Source organism: Curvivirga sp. (assembly GCF_965219885.1).
Taxonomy (GTDB): domain Bacteria; phylum Pseudomonadota; class Alphaproteobacteria; order UBA8366; family Aestuariispiraceae; genus Curvivirga.
The window spans coordinates 396,473-411,621 of record NZ_CBDCOT010000007.1 but is presented as its reverse complement, the minus strand read 5'-3'; the positions used below and the strand labels follow the sequence as shown (position 1 = coordinate 411,621).

General features: G+C 43.6%; 16 protein-coding genes. 7 read left to right on the top strand and 9 right to left on the bottom strand.

The annotated features are described in order from the left end of the window. Positions 1-24: 24 nt before the first annotated feature. The 8 genes from ACOQOA_RS02010 to uraH all read right to left on the bottom strand — a co-directional run bounded on the left by ACOQOA_RS02010 (position 25) and on the right by uraH (position 9,368). Positions 25-942: an ABC transporter permease gene (locus ACOQOA_RS02010; protein ID WP_420546993.1), complete on the bottom strand. Its 918-nt coding sequence runs from the start codon at positions 940-942 to the stop codon at positions 25-27. Positions 943-960: 18 nt separating this feature from the next. After that, positions 961-2,034, bottom strand: a complete 1,074-nt coding sequence (locus tag ACOQOA_RS02005; RefSeq protein WP_420546992.1) for an ABC transporter permease — start codon at positions 2,032-2,034, stop codon at positions 961-963. Further along, complete coding sequence (locus ACOQOA_RS02000) at positions 2,024-3,601, bottom strand: ABC transporter ATP-binding protein (protein ID WP_420546991.1); 1,578 nt, start codon at positions 3,599-3,601, stop codon at positions 2,024-2,026. The genes ACOQOA_RS02005 and ACOQOA_RS02000 overlap by 11 nt, the downstream gene beginning before the upstream one ends. Positions 3,602-3,604: 3 nt before the next feature. Next, entirely contained in the window at positions 3,605-4,645 is a 1,041-nt protein-coding gene (gene xdhC / locus ACOQOA_RS01995) for a xanthine dehydrogenase accessory protein XdhC (protein ID WP_420546990.1), read from the bottom strand. A gap of 31 nt (positions 4,646-4,676) precedes the next feature. After that, complete coding sequence (gene xdhB / locus ACOQOA_RS01990) at positions 4,677-7,013, bottom strand: xanthine dehydrogenase molybdopterin binding subunit (RefSeq protein WP_420546989.1); 2,337 nt, start codon at positions 7,011-7,013, stop codon at positions 4,677-4,679. Beyond that, positions 7,006-8,478, bottom strand: coding sequence for a xanthine dehydrogenase small subunit (gene xdhA, locus ACOQOA_RS01985; RefSeq protein ID WP_420546988.1), 1,473 nt, complete (start codon positions 8,476-8,478; stop codon positions 7,006-7,008). Before xdhA ends, xdhB begins: the two co-directional genes overlap by 8 nt. 117 nt (positions 8,479-8,595) lie before the next feature. Then, the gene (locus ACOQOA_RS01980) at positions 8,596-8,979 is read right to left on the bottom strand and encodes an ankyrin repeat domain-containing protein (protein WP_420546987.1); all 384 of its coding nucleotides are present in this window, start codon (positions 8,977-8,979) and stop codon (positions 8,596-8,598) included. A gap of 35 nt (positions 8,980-9,014) precedes the next feature. Then, the gene (gene uraH, locus ACOQOA_RS01975; RefSeq protein WP_420546986.1) at positions 9,015-9,368 is read right to left on the bottom strand and encodes a hydroxyisourate hydrolase; all 354 of its coding nucleotides are present in this window, start codon (positions 9,366-9,368) and stop codon (positions 9,015-9,017) included. Between the two features lie 307 nt (positions 9,369-9,675). On the opposite strand from uraH, the gene ACOQOA_RS01970 reads away from it, so the two are divergent. The 7 genes from ACOQOA_RS01970 to ACOQOA_RS01940 all read left to right on the top strand — a co-directional run bounded on the left by ACOQOA_RS01970 (position 9,676) and on the right by ACOQOA_RS01940 (position 14,770). After that, on the top strand, positions 9,676-10,398 hold the full coding sequence (locus tag ACOQOA_RS01970; RefSeq protein WP_420546985.1) for a GntR family transcriptional regulator: 723 nt from the start codon (positions 9,676-9,678) through the stop codon (positions 10,396-10,398). A gap of 10 nt (positions 10,399-10,408) precedes the next feature. Next, on the top strand, positions 10,409-11,344 hold the full coding sequence (gene puuE, locus ACOQOA_RS01965) for an allantoinase PuuE (RefSeq protein ID WP_420546984.1): 936 nt from the start codon (positions 10,409-10,411) through the stop codon (positions 11,342-11,344). Positions 11,345-11,357: 13 nt separating this feature from the next. Then, positions 11,358-11,876, top strand: coding sequence for a 2-oxo-4-hydroxy-4-carboxy-5-ureidoimidazoline decarboxylase (uraD, locus tag ACOQOA_RS01960; protein ID WP_420546983.1), 519 nt, complete (start codon positions 11,358-11,360; stop codon positions 11,874-11,876). A gap of 18 nt (positions 11,877-11,894) precedes the next feature. Further along, the gene (alc, locus tag ACOQOA_RS01955; protein ID WP_420546982.1) at positions 11,895-12,917 is read left to right on the top strand and encodes an allantoicase; all 1,023 of its coding nucleotides are present in this window, start codon (positions 11,895-11,897) and stop codon (positions 12,915-12,917) included. A gap of 33 nt (positions 12,918-12,950) precedes the next feature. Next, positions 12,951-13,460 carry an ureidoglycolate lyase gene (locus tag ACOQOA_RS01950; protein ID WP_420546981.1) on the top strand — a complete coding sequence of 170 codons (510 nt, stop codon included), beginning with the start codon at positions 12,951-12,953 and terminating at the stop codon, positions 13,458-13,460. A gap of 459 nt (positions 13,461-13,919) precedes the next feature. Then, a complete protein-coding gene (locus ACOQOA_RS01945) occupies positions 13,920-14,090 on the top strand; it encodes a hypothetical protein (protein ID WP_155153112.1) in 171 nt (56 codons plus the stop codon). Positions 14,091-14,284: 194 nt separating this feature from the next. Beyond that, the gene (locus tag ACOQOA_RS01940) at positions 14,285-14,770 is read left to right on the top strand and encodes a FliM/FliN family flagellar motor switch protein (protein WP_420546980.1); all 486 of its coding nucleotides are present in this window, start codon (positions 14,285-14,287) and stop codon (positions 14,768-14,770) included. A 61-nt stretch (positions 14,771-14,831) separates the two neighbouring features. Here the strand turns inward: ACOQOA_RS01940 and ACOQOA_RS01935 are convergent, their stop codons facing one another. Beyond that, the gene (locus tag ACOQOA_RS01935) at positions 14,832-15,056 is read right to left on the bottom strand and encodes a sulfurtransferase TusA family protein (RefSeq protein WP_420546979.1); all 225 of its coding nucleotides are present in this window, start codon (positions 15,054-15,056) and stop codon (positions 14,832-14,834) included. Positions 15,057-15,149 lie beyond the last annotated feature (93 nt).

The window sequence follows — 15,149 nt, the reverse complement described above, 5'->3', positions numbered from 1 at the left end:
ACCATCAAACTCCAATACGCCTTCCTAAGAAGACGCATGGAAAATCTTCCCTAAACAAGCCGGGGCATGCTTTTTCATCAGCCCGCTGTCTCTTGAAATTATCACCAATACAGCAATCGTTACCAAATATGGAAGCATTGCTAAAAGTTGCGGTGCAATAGTTACACCCATGGCCTGTAAGTTCAACTGTAGAATAGAAATTCCACCAAACAAATAAGCCCCTACGAGTACACGACCTGGACGCCATGTAGCAAAGACAACCAGCGCCAAGGCAATCCAGCCGCGGCCTGCAGTCATTTCTTCAACCCACATCGGGTTTACGGCCATAGATAGATACGCGCCACCAATACCTGCCATTGCGCCGCCAAAAACAATCGCCATGTAACGAATCTTAACCACAGAATAGCCGATTGAGTGCGCTGCATCATGGTTTGTACCCACCGCACGTAAAATCAGACCTGCACGGGTTTTATACAGGAAATAGAATACAAGGGCCGTCATAACAAAAGACGCATAGACAAGAATATCATGCCCAAAGAACAATTTCCCAATCACAGGAATATCTTCCAAAAGCGGGATACCTTTAGCAATAGGGTCTAAAGAAATGCCAACGAAAGAATGACCAACCATGGCTGAAATACCAATTCCAAAGATCGTTAAAGCCAAACCTGTTGCCACCTGATTTGCTAAAAGATGTTGAGTTAAAAAACCAAATAGCAATGCTAAGAGACCACCAGCAATACCAGCAACAATAATACCGATCAACATGCTACCAGAGGCATATCCAGCAGCGAACCCTGCGATCGCCCCCATCAACATCATGCCTTCAACGCCAAGGTTTAATACCCCAGATTTTTCAACAACTAATTCACCCATTGCTGCAAAAACCAAAGGGGTGGATGCTGCTGCAACATTCACCATAATCGCTACAAATAAATCCATAATCGTAACTCCCTACCCTTAAGATTTTGCAGTGCCAAAATTCGGCACAACGCGATATTTGATGAGAACGTCAGATGCTAAAAGATAGAAAAGCAACATACCTTGGAACACCCCGGTAACAGCCTCTGGTAATCCAAGTGTAATTTGTCCACTTTCGCCACCAAGATAGGTTAAAGCAACCAGCAATCCTGCCATCATAATGCCAACCGGGTGCAAACGCCCCAAGAAGGCCACGATAATAGCTGTAAAACCATAGCCCGGCGAAATGGACGGCACTAACTGTCCAACGGGACCAGAAACTTCGAACATTCCAGCAAGACCTGCTAAGCCACCAGAAAGTAATAATGTGAACCAGATGAGTTTCTTTTCACTGAAACCCGCATAACTTGCAGCCATTGGTGCCATACCAATCACACGAATCTGGAAACCGATAAGGTGACGTGAAATCATCAACCAGCCAGCAACAACGGCGAGTAAAGCAAATAGTCCACCTACATGGAAACGTGTGCCTTCCCATAGGATAGGAACAATAGCACTATCAGAAAACAAGCGACTTTCAGGAAAATTATATCCGTCAGGATCACGTAAGGGACCATGCACCAAATAACTCAGCAATTGGAAGGCCACATATGTTAACATCAAGCTAACAAGAATTTCATTAGCATTAAAACGTGTCTTCAAAAATGCGGGAATAGCCCCCCAAAGCGCCCCACCAACAACACCGGCAACCATCATTAATGGAATGATATACCAACCTTCTTGTTCATAAAACATTAGGGCGACGGTACCACCAAAAATGGCTCCCAAGGTTAACTGACCTTCCGCACCAATATTCCAAACATTTGCACGAAAACCCATGGAAAGGCCAATAGCACATAGAATAATAGGAGTCGCTTTCACCAATAGTTCGGAAATACCGTAGCTATTGCTAATGGGATAAATGAAGAATGTATATAAGGCTTCAAATGGATCATGCCCCATTGCCAAAAACAGGAAAAAGCCTGTGATTAAGGTCAAAACAACCGCCAAAACCGGGGTTAGATAGACCATATTGCGATTGGCTTCACCACGCGATTCAAGTTTAAGAAACATGGCTTGCGCCTCCTTCAACATGTGGCTGCGCATGTGGATCATCGGGCAAATCATGTGTGCCCCCCATCATCAAACCAATTTGTTCTACTGTTAAATCACTTACATTTTTCGCCGCAGACATACGCCCTTCTGCGATCACGGCGATACGTGTAGAAATAGCAAAAAGTTCGTCCAAATCTTGTGAAATTACCAAAACAGCAGCCCCGTTATTCGCTAGATTAATTAATTCTTGGTGAATAAATGCCGCCGCGCCTGCATCCACACCCCATGTTGGTTGCAAAGCGATCATCACAGTTGGGCTTTGCATAATTTCACGACCCATGATGAATTTCTGTAAGTTACCGCCAGACAAGCTATTTGCCGCATGACTGCTATCTGGTGTTTTAACGGTAAATTGCTTAATCACGCTTTCAGCATAATCCACTGTTTCCTTGATTTTCATAAATCCATTACTCATCAAGTTCATCCGTTTCATACCGCTTAGGAAAGCGTTTTCCCATAGGGTCATATCCGGTACAGCCCCATGACCAAGACGTTCTTCTGGCACAAAACCAACACCTAACTGACGACGGCCACCCGGCCCTGTTAAGCCAACAGCTTCACCTTCAATCCAGATACTCTCATTATTAGAGGCCAAAGCCTCACCAGATAATGCATCCATTAATTCTGTTTGGCCATTACCAGCAATACCTGCAACGCCAAGAATTTCACCTGCGCGGACCTCAAAACTGATATCTTCCAATGACACACCGAACTGATCATCCGTTGGTACATTCAGACCGGAAATCTTTAAACGCACATCACCTAGCGTTACATCATCATGGCGTTCCGGTGCCTTTAAATTGGTCCCGATCATCATTTCAGCCATAGATTTTGCTGTCTCTTCAGCAGGAATACATTCACCCGTCACGCGTCCACCGCGCATAATGGTTGCAGCATGACAAAGCGCTTTAATTTCATCTAATTTATGAGAAATATAAAGAATGGAGACACCTTCTGCCGATAAGCGTCGCAAGGTAACAAACAAACGTTCAGCTTCTTGAGGTGTCAGAACCGAAGTCGGTTCATCCATAATCAACAGCTTTGGTTCTTGCAACAAACAACGTACGATCTCAATACGTTGGCGTTCACCTACCGAAAGGCTATGTACATGACGATGAGGATCTAGAGGTAAGCCATAATCTTCAGAAATTTTCTCAATACGCTCTTCAAGTCCCGGACCAGCCAATTCCTTGGAAATACCAAGGGCGATATTTTCAGCCACCGTTAAAGAATCAAATAGGGAGAAATGCTGGAAGACCATGCCAATACCTAATTGGCGAGCTGCATTCGGATCCGCTACATCAACTTGTTGACCATTCCATTCCATCATTCCTTTATCGGCTTTTACGACCCCGTAAATAAACTTTACTAAGGTCGACTTTCCTGCACCATTCTCCCCTAATAGCGCATGGATTTCGCCGGGCATAATCGTCAAACTGACATCATCATTGGCCAAACAACCTGGATATTGTTTGGTCACCCCTGTTAGTTTGAGACGCGCAGTTTCAGTTGCTGCACTGCTCATCCTTTATTCTCCCTGTTTTGGCATTCTGGAAACAGTTCCATCCGCCTCGTTTATGGTTTCGTTCATTTCTTCTGCAATCTGCTGATACAAGATGGTCATTTCCGCCGCGACTGATAATGCAACTTCACCAGGCTGTTTCCCGGTAATTTCCGGAATACCAATCGGGCTGTTCAATTTCTCAAGAACAACACGATCAATCCCACGTGCATTCAATCGTCGCTCAAACCGAGCCCGTTTTGTATCAGATCCGATAACACCTATATATCCAAAACGGTTTTCAGCTAAAACCGCATGCGTAATTTCCAAATCAATCCCATGATCATGCGTCATCACTAAATGAAACGCGCCATTCGGTGCAGCATATGCCATATCTTCTTGATTTTCCACAACCTTAGTATCTACATCACTAGGACAGTCAGTCCCAAAAATATTGGAACGATTATCTATCCAAGTGACTTTAAAGGGTAAATTCACCAACATGGAAACAAGTGCATGGGCCACATGACCAGCGCCATATAAATAAAGGGGGATTCGGGAATCTTCCACTCTTTCCAGAAAATACCCTTCCTCTTCCATTAATTCAGTTGGTTCTGATATATTCCCTGCTACAACCCTAACTTTCGCTGGCAACAAATTTTCGACATTTTCTAAAGCGGAATTATAAACTTGTCTTGTCTGTTCACCAGACAAGGATGAAACAGTCACCATACCTTCAGATGCTTGCTGCACCCAAGGATCAGTCGCTTTAACAGTTTCAAAAAGCAGGGAAGCCACACCACCACAACATTGCCCAAGTGCAGGGCCAAGCGGATAGTCTTGATAGAGGGTTGCGTTATCACCATCACTTAAAAGATCACGCGCTTGATCAATAGCTTTAAATTCTAGGTTGCCACCGCCAATAGTACCTTTGAAGCCATGATCAGATACAATCATATGCGCACCAGCTTCACGCGGAGTAGAACCACGAATAAGAGCAACAGTCACCAGCACAACTTTGTCATGCTGCTGTAATTCTTCTCTTAATTCGTTAAGCCAGTGTTTCACGATTACTCCCCTATCATGTTGGCTTTAAAATTTACGACTTCGCGGCTTTCCTTGTGCGATCAACCGCCATCAATACGCGTTCGGCCGTCGCTGGTGCATCCAGTTCAGGATAGACTTCATAGTCAGTTACACTGGCAATTGCATCTGAAATCGCATGGAATGCAGAAATCCCCAGTACCAATGGCGGCTCCCCAACCGCTTTGGATCTATAAATGGTTTCTTCCGCATTTTTTCCCTTTTCCCAAAGAGATATACGCATATCATCTGCACGATCACTGCAAGCAGGAATCTTGTATGTACTTGGTGCATGCGTACGTAAACGCCCGGCTTGATCCCACCATAATTCTTCTGTTGTCAGCCAACCTGCCCCCTGTACATAAGCACCTTCCACCTGACCAAGATCGATGGTCGGGTTCAAGGATTTACCAACATCATGTAAAATATCCACACGGGTAATTTTATTTTCACCTGTTAACGTATCAATAAGCACTTCGGTAACCGCGGCCCCGTAAGAGAAATAAAAGAAAGGACGACCTTTACAATTCTCACGATCATAGTGAATTTTCGGTGTGGCATAATAGCCTGTCGAACTTAAGGAAATTCGATTGAGATAAGCTTGCTTAACCAAATCAGTGAAGGCTATCTCTTCTGATCCCACGCGTACGCGATTTGGTAACCATTCGACATCTTCGACAGATGCCTGAAATTGCGTTGCAGCAAAATCCGTTAAACGTTGTTTAATCGTACGCGCTGCGGCCTGAGCAGCCATCCCATTCATATCAGACCCACTGGATGCAGCTGTTGCCGATGTATTTGGTACTTTACTTGTATCTGTCGCAGTGATTTTGACACGCTCAATATCAATCTGGAATTCTTCGGCGACAACTTGTGCCACCTTGGTGAATAGGCCTTGGCCCATTTCAATGCCACCATGGTTTAGCTTTACACTACCATCTGTATAGATATGTACCAAAGCACCAGCTTGATTAAGGAAGGTGGTGGTAAAAGAGATACCGAATTTAACAGGAGTCATGGCAATACCTTTTTTCAAGACTTTGCTATGTTTGTTAAATTCACGAATTTCAGCACGGCGTTTTTGATAGTCGGAGCTTTCTTCCAATTCCTCAAAAATCTCGTGAATAACGTTATCTTCCACCGTCATATGATATGGTGTGACATTGTTATCATCCACGCCATAGAAATTCTTTTGTCGAACTTCCAATGGGTCCTTATCTAACTTCGCCGCGATTTCATCGATAATACGTTCGATTAAGAAAACCCCTTGCGGTCCACCAAAGCCACGGAAAGCTGTATTTGATACTGTATTGGTTTTACAGCGATAGGATTCCACTTTGATATTTGGAAGCCAATATACATTATCACAATGGAACATAGCACGATCGGCAATAGCATCCGTCAAGTCACTGGAATATCCAGCACGACATGCATGCAACATGCTAACGCCTTCAATCACACCATCATCATCGAAGCCCACTTCATATTCGAAATGGAAGTCATGACGTTTCCCCGTCATAACCATATCATCATCACGATCAAGACGCATTTTGGCCGCACGTCCCGTTGCTTTTGCCACTAAAGCAGATACGGATGCCATTAACGCTGGTTGAGATTCTTTACCGCCGAAGCCGCCACCTAGACGGCGTGTCTCAATCGTTACGGCATGGTCCGGCACGGCCAGAGCTTTTGCCACATTATGCTGTACTTCGGATGGATGTTGGGTCGAAGAATATACCTTAACCTCATCATCTTCGCCTGGGATAGACATGGCGATCATGCCTTCAAGGTAGAATTGTTCTTGTCCGCCAAGCTCAACAGAATTCTTAATCACATGTTTGGCTGTTGCAATCGTTCCATCTGCATCACCACGTGCCATCACATGTGGATCAGAAACATAGGACCCTTTTTCCATCGCATCTGCAATTGTGAGAATAGCGGGTAATTCTTCATATTCAATCACAGCTTTCTTGGCTGCAGCACGGGCAAGATCAATCGTATCCGCAGCGACGGCAAAGATTGGCTGACCAATAAACTCAACTTTTCCTTCCGCAAAAATCGGATCATCACCTTTAACAGGACTATAATCATTAATACCCGGGATATCTTCGACTGTCAGAACACAGGCGACACCTTCGGAGGCGCGCACTTCTGATAAATCCATGGATTTAATATTTGCATGGGCGACCGTGCTCATCCCCATATAGATATGCAACATGCCATGCGGTTCAGGAATATCATCTACATAGACAGCCTGACCATTCACATGTTTATGACCACTATCATGCAATTTGTTTTGATGTACGCCACCAGCAATTTTATCTTTAGTAACATCAGGAATTAACTTAGACATGCGCTAACTCCTTCTCACCAACCACGCGTGTTTCAATATGGCTATCCGTGGTCTCCAGATAGAATTTCATCAACAGGTTTTTGGCCACCATCATGCGGTAATCAGCTGTCGCACGCATATCTGTCATCGGGGTATAATCCCCTTCCATCATCTGCATGGCTTTTTCGACATTTTCTTCAGACCAATTTTGACCGATCAAGGCTGTTTCTGCCTTTTTCGATCTTGCAGGTGTGCCTGCCATCCCACCAAAACAAATGCGGATGTCTTTCACTATTCCATCGCCCAGCTTTAGTGCAAAAGCACCACAAGCAGCGGAGATATCTTGATCAAATCGTTTAGAGATTTTGTAAGAACGGAAAATTACATCTGAAGCGCGCTTCGGTAATTTGATTGCTTTTACAAACTCACTCTCAAATCGATCTTGCTTACCATATTCAATGAAAAAATCCTCCAACGGCAATTCACGAATATCAGAACCTTTTTGTAACAAGACTTTTGCGTCGGCAGCTATAAGTGCAGGTGGCGTATCCCCAATCGGAGAACCATTTGCCACATTACCACCAATCGTACCCGCATTTCGAACCTGAGTTGATCCAATGCGACGGATTAATTCACCAAAATCTGGGTATTGTTCGGCAATCACTTGATGCGCTTCGGTATAAGTCGTGCCAGCACCGATGATCAGATTTGCACCATCATCTTTAATCTCACGCAAATCACGCACGCGCCCTAAGTAAATCACAGGCTCTAAGACACGCTGCATCTTTGTCACCCATAAACCAACATCTGTTGCTCCTGCCACCAAGGTTGCATTTGGATATTTTTCATATAGTCCTGCAAGTTCATCTGAAGAAGCAGGCGCAAAGAAATGACGTTCTCCGTCAGATACAGACATACCTTGATCAAAAGGAATAAGTTTTAACAATGAGATTGCATTTGCTTCCGCAGGCGTAAAACCTTCTCTTTCTGAGCCATCATACATCTTTTGGGCAGCATCTATAATCGGTCCATATCCCGTGCAACGACATAAATTACCTGCCAGACAGTCATTTACACGATTAACATTTGGTCGATCTTCATTACGATAAAGCGCAAACAGGGACATTACGATACCAGGTGTGCAAAACCCGCATTGTGAGGCCGATGTGTCTACCATTGCCTGTTGTACAGGATGCAAGGAACCATCTGCTTGTAAGGCTTGTAAATCCTCGACAGTCAACAACCATTTACCGTGTAACATTGGCATAAACTGGATGCATGCATTCAAGGCTTTATAGTCAAGGGATCCATCTGGTAGCAATTCAGCAAGCACAACTGTACAGGCACCACAATCGCCTTCTGCACAACCTTCTTTGGTGCCAACAGCACCTTCCTCCTCACGCAACCAACGCAAGACAGAATATGTCGGGTCAATATCTGCAATTTCCCGTAACTCACCACGAAAAACAAATTGAAGCGGTGTCAAATTCTTGCTCCCAAAATCCAACGATAATCCTATCGCTACCCTGATTATAATTTACGCTCCCTCATTGAAACGGGGAACTACTCAATTTATTAAATTTTATCCAAATAACTTATAACGTTATTTGGAAACGCATTTTAATACTTCTCCGCCGGCTTTTGCTGCTAGCCCCATTGGAGTTTCTCCAAATTCTGAAATCATTGATGTATTTGCACCAACCTTCAGTAAAGTATCAATAATAGCCAGATTCCCTAACTTAACGGCCACATGAAGCGGCGTCTCAGACATATCACCAACCGCATTAACATCTGCGCCGGCTTCGATAAGCATTGACACACCGTATATATTTTCACGCCAAACCATAACATGAAGAGGCGTATCTCCATCTACATCTCTACTATCAATACTCACGGACGCCTGCCCAAGTTCTGCTGGGAACAAAGTATCAGAGCATGAAGCTAACAATTGTTCCAATGTTTCACGGTCTTTTGGCTTTTTAGCCATCACATTGCCCTCGACAGACTTTAGCTCAGAGTTTCTTAGCTACCGCGATAAGTGGAATAACTATATGGCGACAACAATAACGGTACATGATAATGCTCTCCTGCCGCAGCAATACCAAAACGAATAGGAATGACATCAAGAAATTTCGGTTCAGGTGTATTCACACCCTTTGCATCTAAATACGCGCCAGCATGAAAAATCAATTCATAAGCCCCAATCGCAAATGCATCGCCTTCTAAAATAGGTCCATCGCATCGACCATCGCTATTGGTCACAGTTTCGCATAACTTCTCACGGGTATTACCATCAATCTTGAAAAGCTCAATCTTGATACCTTCTCCCGGACATCCTAAAGCTGTATCCAATACATGCGTAGTCAAACGACCCATTAAATCCACTCCTAATCTCAACAAATCTCATAGTAGCATAAATCTCTATGCGTAGGATATTTTTGCTCTATGAGGCTGACACTGTACACAAATTATGTTTTTTTTGTAAACAATCAGCTCACATTATTTTCAAATGAATACCGTATAACTGTTTCAAATAATATTAAAAGAATAAGTATTTTGCGAGTTTATAGAGATAGTATATATCTATTTCAGATTATAAATTGTATACAATTTTATTGTGCAATAGTATTCAGTCATAAAACAAGCATACTAATATAGATGATTCTTAATAGGGATTGATGCAGTGAAAATTGCAGAAAAAGGTAAAAGAAATCAAGATAACTGGATATACCAAGAGGTCTTTGACGCCATTCTTGAACAACGTTTGGCGCCCGGCACTAAATTATCGGAAGATGCTTTAGGGGAAGTTTTTGGCGTTTCCCGCACCGTGATCAGAAAAGTTCTGTTACGCCTTTCCCATGAAAAGATTGTTGCGATACGTCCCAATCGTGGTGCCGTTGTCTCTATTCCCTCCATCAAAGAAGCCAAAGATACATTTGATGCGCGTCGCTGGATCGAGCGCGGCGTCGTACGTCGGGCATGCGAAACAATTAGCAAGGCAGATATCGGCATCCTAACAAAACTAGTTCAAAAAGAACATGAAGCCTACGCAGACAACAATAAAAGCGAGGGCATTCAACTTTCCGGCGCCTTTCATTTAAAGCTAGCCGAAATTGCTGGCAATGAAACCTTGCAAGAATATCTTAAAGAATTGGTAACGCGCTCCTCTTTAATCGTTGCTCATTATGAAAATAATAGCGCACATACTTGCACACATAATGATCATAAAGACCTGATTACGGCATTGGCAGAAGGGAATTCTGATAAGGCTGTTGCCTTAATGGAGGATCACCTACAAGCCATTGAGGATAAATTAAATCTCAGTGATGCAGATTCAGAAACTAATAACCTGAAACAAATCTTTTCTTCAGTCGCTATAAATCGCACTGATGCTCATCAAACTTAAGAGACATAAGATGGTAGATATTAAACTCAATCCAGATTACCCCCGTGATTTAATCGGATATGGCCCCACTCCGCCGAAAGCCAATTGGCCTGGCGGCGCTAAAATTGCCGTACAATTTGTCTTGAATTATGAAGAAGGTGGTGAAAACTGCATCCTGCATGGTGACAAAGCATCAGAATCTTTTCTTTCTGAGATTGTCGGCGCAGATATGCGTGAGGCAACGCGTCATATGAGCATGGAATCCATATATGAATATGGCAGTCGTGTTGGGGTATGGCGCATTTTAAATCTTTTCAAGCAAAACGATATCCCTCTTACCATTTTTGCCGTCGCCATGGCTTTAGAGCGTCACCCCCAAGCCTGCGAAGCTTTTCTTGAGGCAGGACATGAGATTTGCAGCCACGGTCATCGCTGGATTGATTATCAATATGTGCCAGAAGAGATTGAGCGCGAACATATGTATGAAGCGATCGACATCATCAAACGCATGACAGGCGAACGCCCAATGGGTTGGTATACAGGACGCACAGGCCCTAACACCCGTCGTATTATTATGGAAGAAGGTGGCTTTCTCTATGATGCGGACGACTATAACGATGACTTACCCTGGTGGACAGAACGCCCTGATGGCAAGCCGCATTTGGTTGTACCTTACACCCTAGATAACAACGACATGAAGTTTTCAAGCCCTGGCGGCTTCAATTCAGGTGATCAATATTTTTCCTATCTAAGAGACGCCTTTGATACACTTTATGAAGAAGGTGATGAAACGCCTCGTATGATGTCAATTGGCCTACATTGCAGATTGGCCGGCCGGCCGGGCCGTTTCCAGGCGTTAAAACGTTTTGTGGAATATGTGCGTAGCAAAGAGGATGTTTGGTTTTGTCGTCGTATGGACATTGCTAATCATTGGCATAAACACCACTATCCATCTGAATATAAATAAGAAAGACATCATAATGTCCGACAGTTTTAAAACTTTAATCCCTAGTGATTTGAATAAAGACGAATTCGTTTCTGCTTTTGCCGATATCTACGAACACTCCCCATGGGTTGCGGAACGCAGCTATGATAAGGGCATTACCAAAGACCATAATAAAATCGAGGTCATGGCCGATTTGATGTCTGAGATTATGTTGGCGGCTGACAAAGAATTACAGTTAAAACTTATCATTGCCCATCCAGACTTAGCAGGTCGCGCCGCAGTTCGTGGCGAACTCACAGAATCTTCGACAAAAGAACAAGCAGGTGCTGGCCTTGATGAATGCAGCCCGGAAGAAATGGAAAAATTCCAAACCTATAATACGGCTTATAAGGAAAAATTTGGCTTCCCGTTTATTATCGCCGTAACTGGGCTGAACCGTCACATTATTTTAGATGCTTTTGAAACACGCCTAAAGAATACCGAGGAAGAGGAATTTCAAACTGCCCTCATCCAAATCAACAAAATTGCAACTATTCGCCTTAATCAGTTGTAAGAAATAGGAATACTGACAATGGAAATCATTCCAAGTAAAACACCAGAAAATATACCTGAATTTGCAATCCGCTACATCGATCTAGGACATCCTCGCCTTGGTACGAAAGCCGTTTTCACCACAGATGACTGGTTCGCTCCTGTTGAGCGCATGTTAAAACCAGAACCCGCCGTTTTCATCACAGATAAATATGATGATAACGGTAAATGGATGGATGGATGGGAAAGTCGTCGCAAACGCTTTGCTGGATATGACTACAGCATTGTTAAACTTGGCTTCTCCTCCATCATCAAGGGCTTCAATCTTGATACCAGTCATTTTACAGGCAACTTTGCCCCGGCAGCCTCTATTGAAGCCTGCATTTCAAATGATGAAGTTCCTGCAGATGACATTGAATGGGTTTCTCTTGTTAAAACCAAGGACCTTGAAGGCGACAGCCATCATTTTGTTGAAGTAAACAGTGATGTGGCATGGACCCATTTACGTTTAAACATCTATCCAGATGGCGGACTAGCACGTCTTCGCATTTACGGCATGCCGTCTATTGACTGGTCCAAGCGTGATAAGTCTGAGCTCGTTGACTTAGCCGCAACAGTGAATGGCGGCCGCGCGATCGCATGGAGTGATGCGCATTTTGGTGTCCCAGACAACCTATTAGCACCGGGTCGTGGTGTGAATATGGGAGATGGCTGGGAAACAGCGCGTCGTCGAGTTCCCGGCTTTGACTGGTGCATTATTGCCTTAGGTCATAAAGGAGAGATCGAAGAGATAGAAATCGACACAGCCCATTTCAAAGGGAACTATGCCTATAAATGTTCCATTCACGCCGCCAATGTAAGTTTCGGCACCGATGACACTCTACCAAGCCAAGCAATTTTCTGGGATGAGCTATTGCCAGAAACAGAATTGGATATGGATCAAATCTTTACATTTGCAAAAGATAAACTCAACGACCTTGGGCCCATCACACATATCCGTTTAAACATTTTCCCGGATGGTGGGATCTCCCGCTTACGCCTACGTGGTAAACCAACCGAATAAACCAAGACCTAAAGAGTAAGAAAGCTGCATATTATGACTGAAATCAAGTTAACCATTGAACCATTAACTGCAGAATCCTTTGCACCTTATGGTGATGTTATTGAAGTCAGCAATGATGTGCAGCATTTTACAATCAATAATGGTAGCACGGAACGCTATCATGACCTAGCCAAAGTTGAAACGGATGGGACAAATGCCCGCACTTTAATTAATATCTTTCGTGCACAACCTCTATCTTACCCCCTACAAGTAAAGATGATGGAAAGACATCCATATGGCAGTCAGGCATTCATCCCCCTTTCAGGTAAACCTTACTTGGTTCTAGTGGCGCCTTTTGGTGATGAACTAAAGCCTGAAGATTTACGCGTTTTTTCCGCGAAAGCGACACAGGGAATTAATTACCATAAAAATATGTGGCATCACCCAGTTCTTGCACTGGAAGGTGAAAGCGACTTTCTTGTTGTGGACCGAGGAGGGGAGGAACATAACTGCGAAGAAAGATTCTTTTCCGAGGAAGATGTCATATATCTTTCACTTGACTGAACCGCTCCCCCATAATACTCCTTCTGAAAATTTATGTTTCTTATTCGCATAATGGCTAAAATTTCATTGTGCATTGCGATATATTGACGCTAAAGATCAAATCGACGTCGCTTTTTTGCAATATTTCAAAATCTACCTGACATATAAACGTCTCTGTCGACAGGCTCTGCAGCCTGCAACACAGCGGGATACCGCGCATTTTACACATGATATCGAACAGACTTTTATAGCCTGACATTAAAATTCTCTCGCGCAATTATTCTGCGCCAAGGATTTTGCGCCTTTAATTTTTCATGTGTTGCGCCCATTAACGCTGATTGAAAATAATTAATACCGTTCGCCTTTTGGCTTTTCCGTCTGGTCCTCCCCTGTACCGGAACGGCATTTTTGACCGCGTTTTCCGGCGGTAAAAAATTCAAAGCTAGCTGCGCATTTATTGGATAGGAAAAGGAACGAAAAATGAGCGATTCTGAAAAGAATAAAAAACCACAATCTGACCGTAAGTATGAGTCAAAAACTCGTAAATGCCTTATGTGTCGTAATGATTTTAAAAGCTCTTGGCCTGGTGAGCGTGTTTGCTCCAACTGCAAACAAACAAGCTCTTGGAACGATTCTTCCTTGGCAGCATAATTACTTGCGCTAAAGAATCGCCTAGTTAGGCAAAATGAATCAAAGGCTCGTTGTTTTCAGCGAGCCTTTTTTCTGTCTTGTTTCTCAAAAACTTCTATCTGTACTTATTTAGCAGAATCATCCTATAGTTTTGTGTTATTATTGTTTTTTCATATCAATCTTATTGCGGTATGAATTTGCGGAGTATCCCGACCATGATGGGCGATGAAGAAGATTTTGACGAAAATGACATGATGGCGGCCATCGAAGCCGAACAAGCCGAAGCTGCAGCAGGCGGTGGCGATGATATGGAATTCGATGAAGACGACATGATGGCAGCCATTCAGGCAGAACAAGCTGAACGTGGCGGCGGCGGTGGAGCTGGTGGTGGTTCCGGTGGCGGGGACGGTCCAGTTGATATGGGTGGTGGCAGTCCGCTAGATGGCATTGAACTTGTAAGTGCCGTCGAAAAAATTGGTATCGATATCACAGCTGTTCTTGGCACGGCGGAAATGAAGGTTAGTAATCTTCTAAAAATTGGTCGTGGTGCGGTTATTGAACTTGATCGTAATGTTGGTGATACTGTGGAACTGCGCGTGGCAGGACGTCCAATTGCACGTGGTGAAGTTGTTGTCGTTGAAGATCATCTGGCTGTATCTGTTACGGAAGTCTTCAAACGCGGCATGTATCACGATACTTAAATAGCTAACTTATCCGTTAACGTATAAAGGCCTGAAGTTTCATCAGGCCTTTTTTATTTTCTTATCCCTTTTCGATCTCCAGAATAAGCACATCGCCTTCCCAACGACTAGATAATAATTTATGTCCTTGGCTTTCACAAAATGCAGGGAAATCCCTTTCCGCACCGGGGTCAGTTGCATGTATCACTGCCTTCGCTCCAACCTCCATCGTCTTCATACGCTTTCGCGCTTTTAAGACCGGAATAGGACAACGCATACCAGTAAGATCCATAATTTCTTCGGACATGTTTATCTACTTTCTTCCCTAATCACATTACAAGTCGCCATTAAATAATCAAAAATGTAAAGTTTTTCTACACCTTTAACCAAATCATGATAT

Excerpts from the sequence above, each read along its gene's own strand:
- ACOQOA_RS02010 (WP_420546993.1), bottom strand. The coding sequence starts at position 942 with ATGGATTTATTTGTAGCGATTATGGTGAATGTTGCAGCAGCATCCACC.
- ACOQOA_RS02005 (WP_420546992.1), bottom strand. The coding sequence starts at position 2,034 with ATGTTTCTTAAACTTGAATCGCGTGGTGAAGCCAATCGCAATATGGTC.
- ACOQOA_RS02000 (WP_420546991.1), bottom strand. The coding sequence starts at position 3,601 with ATGAGCAGTGCAGCAACTGAAACTGCGCGTCTCAAACTAACAGGGGTG.
- xdhB (WP_420546989.1), bottom strand. The coding sequence starts at position 7,013 with ATGTCTAAGTTAATTCCTGATGTTACTAAAGATAAAATTGCTGGTGGC.
- ACOQOA_RS01980 (WP_420546987.1), bottom strand. The coding sequence starts at position 8,979 with ATGGCTAAAAAGCCAAAAGACCGTGAAACATTGGAACAATTGTTAGCT.
- uraH (WP_420546986.1), bottom strand. The coding sequence starts at position 9,368 with ATGGGTCGTTTGACTACGCATGTATTGGATACAGCTTTAGGATGTCCG.
- puuE (WP_420546984.1), top strand. The coding sequence starts at position 10,409 with ATGGTAGATATTAAACTCAATCCAGATTACCCCCGTGATTTAATCGGA.
- uraD (WP_420546983.1), top strand. The coding sequence starts at position 11,358 with ATGTCCGACAGTTTTAAAACTTTAATCCCTAGTGATTTGAATAAAGAC.
- alc (WP_420546982.1), top strand. The coding sequence starts at position 11,895 with ATGGAAATCATTCCAAGTAAAACACCAGAAAATATACCTGAATTTGCA.
- ACOQOA_RS01950 (WP_420546981.1), top strand. The coding sequence starts at position 12,951 with ATGACTGAAATCAAGTTAACCATTGAACCATTAACTGCAGAATCCTTT.
- ACOQOA_RS01945 (WP_155153112.1), top strand. The coding sequence starts at position 13,920 with ATGAGCGATTCTGAAAAGAATAAAAAACCACAATCTGACCGTAAGTAT.
- ACOQOA_RS01940 (WP_420546980.1), top strand. The coding sequence starts at position 14,285 with ATGATGGGCGATGAAGAAGATTTTGACGAAAATGACATGATGGCGGCC.
- ACOQOA_RS01935 (WP_420546979.1), bottom strand. The coding sequence starts at position 15,056 with ATGTCCGAAGAAATTATGGATCTTACTGGTATGCGTTGTCCTATTCCG.